The organism is Mesorhizobium sp. M7A.F.Ca.ET.027.03.2.1, from assembly GCF_003999175.1.
Classification (GTDB): Bacteria; Pseudomonadota; Alphaproteobacteria; order Rhizobiales; family Rhizobiaceae; genus Mesorhizobium.
In genome coordinates, this window is the sequence record NZ_RZOM01000707.1 from 1 (window position 1) to 3,283 (window position 3,283).

The 3,283-nt window shown below is 62.7% G+C and carries 7 protein-coding genes; 3 read left to right on the top strand and 4 right to left on the bottom strand.

Annotation, left to right across the window (positions count from 1 at the left end; all coding sequences use genetic code 11):
• The 3 genes from EN750_RS25300 to EN750_RS25310 form a co-directional block, all read right to left on the bottom strand.
• The coding region (locus EN750_RS25300) for a terminase family protein (RefSeq protein WP_245482803.1) at nucleotides 1–222 on the bottom strand (222 nt) is incomplete at its 3' end.
• Nucleotides 143–568 (bottom strand): hypothetical protein, encoded by a 426-nt coding sequence (locus tag EN750_RS25305; RefSeq protein WP_127398140.1) that lies wholly within the window; start codon nucleotides 566–568, stop codon nucleotides 143–145. The genes EN750_RS25305 and EN750_RS25300, both read right to left, overlap by 80 nt.
• On the bottom strand, nucleotides 558–971 hold the full coding sequence (locus tag EN750_RS25310) for a hypothetical protein (RefSeq protein WP_127398142.1): 414 nt from the start codon (nucleotides 969–971) through the stop codon (nucleotides 558–560). Before EN750_RS25310 ends, EN750_RS25305 begins: the two co-directional genes overlap by 11 nt.
• Before the next feature lie 77 nt (nucleotides 972–1,048).
• Here EN750_RS25310 and EN750_RS25315 point away from each other — a divergent pair, with 77 nt between their 5' ends.
• Complete coding sequence (locus tag EN750_RS25315) at nucleotides 1,049–1,864, top strand: methyltransferase domain-containing protein (RefSeq protein ID WP_127398144.1); 816 nt, start codon at nucleotides 1,049–1,051, stop codon at nucleotides 1,862–1,864.
• 111 nt (nucleotides 1,865–1,975) lie between these two features.
• Here EN750_RS25315 and EN750_RS25320 read toward each other — a convergent pair whose 3' ends face one another.
• Nucleotides 1,976–2,173, bottom strand: a complete 198-nt coding sequence (locus tag EN750_RS25320; RefSeq protein ID WP_127398146.1) for a hypothetical protein — start codon at nucleotides 2,171–2,173, stop codon at nucleotides 1,976–1,978.
• A gap of 327 nt (nucleotides 2,174–2,500) precedes the next feature.
• Here EN750_RS25320 and EN750_RS25325 point away from each other — a divergent pair, with 327 nt between their 5' ends.
• A complete protein-coding gene (locus EN750_RS25325) occupies nucleotides 2,501–2,770 on the top strand; it encodes a hypothetical protein (protein ID WP_127398148.1) in 270 nt (89 codons plus the stop codon).
• Nucleotides 2,771–2,843: 73 nt separating this feature from the next.
• Nucleotides 2,844–3,149 carry a hypothetical protein gene (locus tag EN750_RS25330; protein ID WP_127398150.1) on the top strand — a complete coding sequence of 102 codons (306 nt, stop codon included), beginning with the start codon at nucleotides 2,844–2,846 and terminating at the stop codon, nucleotides 3,147–3,149.
• Nucleotides 3,150–3,283: the final 134 nt, after the last annotated feature.

The window sequence follows — 3,283 nt, forward strand, 5'->3', positions numbered from 1 at the left end:
CCACTGGGGATAGCGGCCGGTGAGATGCATGGCCCATTCGGCGCCCCCTGCCCTGGTCTTGCCGAGCTGGTTGCCGGCCATGAACAGGCGCTCGCGGTTCTGGGCGCCCGCTGCGTGAAACTCGGCCTGGCGTTGATACGGTCTATAGGCCGCCAGTTGATTGGTCCGGCGCCGTCTGTCCAGTTCGGCCATCAGCGCCAGATATTCCGTCTTCACGGACATCGCCGGGCTCTTCGAGGAACGGCTTGACGACGGCCTCGAGGGCGCGGATGCGGCTGCGGATTTCGTCATCGCTCAGGCCGTCCATTTGGTTGATCGTGGCATCGAAATCCTTGGGCAGCACCGACAGCACGATCTTCAGATACTGGTCCGGCTTGTCGGCCCGCACCTCGGCAATGACGCCGGCGCCATGTGTGCGGAAATCGGCCCGCACGGCGGCCAGGAAATCGTCGCCCAGTGTTTTCTTGGCGCGCTTGCGGCGCGGCTTCTGCGTCGCGGGCGGTTTGGCGGCGGGCCTGCGTCTCGCCGGCTTGCGGCGTGTCGGCCTGGTTGCGGTTTTATCGGTCATGGACCTGGCCACCCACGGCGTTGGCAGCGGGAATGCCGGGCTTCGGCATCGATCCGGCCCGGCTGGCCGGTTTCTTTGAACGAGCGGATTTCTTCCTGGTCCGCTTCTTGGCTCCCTGGACGCGCTTAGGCCTTGCCGCACCGGCAGGCTTCGCACCCTGGGCAGGCTTTGCCGTCTGTGCCTTGAGCCGCGCCATGACGAGACCGACAAGGGGTCCGGCAATGCCGGCCTGCGGAAAACAAAAGTCGCCGGCCGCATCCCGCACCATGCCGATCTTTACGCCGGGTGCGACCTGCTCGACACGCCCCAGGCGTGGCTGCGGCGCAGTGCCTTCGAATCCGCCGATGGCGCTGACGATTTCCTGGCCGTCAGCATCGGTGATGATCGTGGCATAGCGGGTCATGAATCACACTCCTGAATCAGCGCGCGTTGCGGAGACAACCCATTGATGGGAAGCTGGCTGTTCGAGGGAGGACAGCCATGAGCAACGTCACCACGCATTACGGCAGCGACGGCATCGTCGAGCGCATATTGGCCGCGATTCCCGATGCGAAATCCGATAAAATCAGCGCCGCGCAGCTTTATCCGTTCGACCAGCTTCACGGCCGCGAGCTCATCGCCACGCGAGACCATGGAGCGCGTCTTGCCCCCTCCCCCACCGACCGGATTCTTGATATCGGCAGCGGCATTGGCGGCCCGGCGCGCTTCCTGGCCGCCACCTATGGCTGCCAGGTCGACGGCATCGACCTCACACCAGCCTTTGTCGAGGCATCCGGCCGACTGTCCACGCTCAGCGGCCTTGGCGACAAGGTTCGCTTCCACGAAGCCGACGCGGCGAAGCTGCCCTTCGCCGACAACACATTCGACGCCGCAATCTGCTTCTATGTCGGCATGAACATCGCCGACAAGGCCGCCGTCATCGGGCAGGCTTTTCGCGTTCTGAAGCCGGGCGGCAAACTGATCTGGACCGAAGCCGTGCTGGCTGCCGGTGAGCCGAATTACCCCTTGCCCTGGGCGGTTGCACCGGAAGCCAGCCACCTTGTTGACCGGGATACCCTGAAGACCCTGTTCGCCAACGCGGGCTTCCATATTGACGAAATCATCGACGAGACCGGCGAACATGTCGAACTGGCGATGCAGAGGGCCAGTTCCGGCATCATTCCTTCGCCTGCGCAACAGCAGGCCAATGAAATCGTGCTCGGCGCCGAATTCGTGCAGCGACGCAAGAACTACATCCGCAGCCTGAGCGAAGGCAGATTGGCGTCACTGGCCGTCATCATCTCGAAGCTTGCCTGACCGGAGCCGTGATCGTAACGAAGGGCAGAAACAAAAAACCCGCCTCAGGGGCGGGTCGTTGGCGCAACTCAGCACCATGGGCAAAAATGTAGCATAGCTGCACTCACCCCGTCAACCGCTTTCTGAGAAAAAATTCCTAAATCGGTCGAACCCGGCGACCGCATCCCACACCATGCCGATCTTTACGACGGGCGCGACCTGCTCGACACGCCCCAGGCGTGGCTGCGGTGCCGCGCCCTCGAACTGGCCAATGACGCTGACGATTTCCTGGCCGTCATCGTCGGTGATGATCGTGGCGTAGCGGGGCATGGGTGTCTCTTGGATTGCGAAATGAGTCATCGGGCGAAGGATGGCATTCCTTGGCGCCCCCCCTCTGTCCTGCCGGACATCTCCCCCAGCGGCGGGTCGGTGGCGCAACTCAGCACCATGAGCAAAAATGTAGCATAGCTGCACTCACCCCGTCAACCGTTTTCTGAGAAAAAATTCCTACTTCGGCCGAAACTCCGGCCTGACCGACGCTGGCAAAGCGCATAAAACCCTGCTTTTGCCGGCGGCTGGTCATAAGCCGGCAGGTGTGAAATCATTCGTCGAAGCTCATGGAATGATTCCCGTCGCACGGCCTTGTGGGAGAGGACGATGGACAGACCAGCCATGGCATCCGTGTTCAGGATGCGGCATGCACAAGCCACGGTTTCCGGCGTGCGCAGCACCGGCCAGGGTCAGGCCGATCCAGTCATCCGCGTGCGTTCGCTGGGCGAAGCCATCCGTTTCGTCGCCAACGCCTACCCCCAATACGACATCAGCGCCGTCGCCATCAGCTGTGGGGATGTTTCGATCAGCAGCCTCGGCAACCTGGAGGTCAAGGCGCTGTGGCGCGAATATGGCGAACGGCTGACGCAGGAATAGGCGTTCGCCCGCACCCTTTCTGGAGCGGAAATGCCGCTCGCGCGTTTCAACCCCAGCCACGGGAGCAATCGCCATGAATGTCGCCAACCTGCAACTCGAAGGCCTGTTGATGGCCGTCGCCTCGATCAACCGCCTCCTGGTTCAAAAGGGGGTGCTGACGGCGGAGGAAATCGACCTGGCCTTGCGGAAGACCGAGGCCGGCGAAACCAACCAGGAGCGATCCGAAGGCATGTCCGCATCCAGCCGCGACGCCGTCAACTTTCCGATCCGGCTGCTGGAACTCGCCAACCAGTGCCAGCCCGAGGCGGACATGCCGTCTTTCTCGAAGCTGGCCCGCATGGTCGGCAAGATAAAGGAACCCTACAACGACCAGCTGTGAGGGCGCCAAGCCGGCGACAACGGCCGGTAGACCCGTGGAAATGCCGCTTTTGCCAGCCGGCTTTTCATGAGCCGGCTTGTGTGGGACCATCAGTCACAGCTCATGGAATGATTCCCGTCGCTCGGCCTTGTGGG

What these genes read in the sequence shown, in the direction of transcription:
- EN750_RS25305 (WP_127398140.1), bottom strand. Translation starts at nt 568, where the DNA reads ATGACCGATAAAACCGCAACCAGGCCGACACGCCGCAAGCCGGCGAGA.
- EN750_RS25310 (WP_127398142.1), bottom strand. Translation starts at nt 971, where the DNA reads ATGACCCGCTATGCCACGATCATCACCGATGCTGACGGCCAGGAAATC.
- EN750_RS25315 (WP_127398144.1), top strand. Translation starts at nt 1,049, where the DNA reads ATGAGCAACGTCACCACGCATTACGGCAGCGACGGCATCGTCGAGCGC.
- EN750_RS25320 (WP_127398146.1), bottom strand. Translation starts at nt 2,173, where the DNA reads ATGCCCCGCTACGCCACGATCATCACCGACGATGACGGCCAGGAAATC.
- EN750_RS25325 (WP_127398148.1), top strand. Translation starts at nt 2,501, where the DNA reads ATGGACAGACCAGCCATGGCATCCGTGTTCAGGATGCGGCATGCACAA.
- EN750_RS25330 (WP_127398150.1), top strand. Translation starts at nt 2,844, where the DNA reads ATGAATGTCGCCAACCTGCAACTCGAAGGCCTGTTGATGGCCGTCGCC.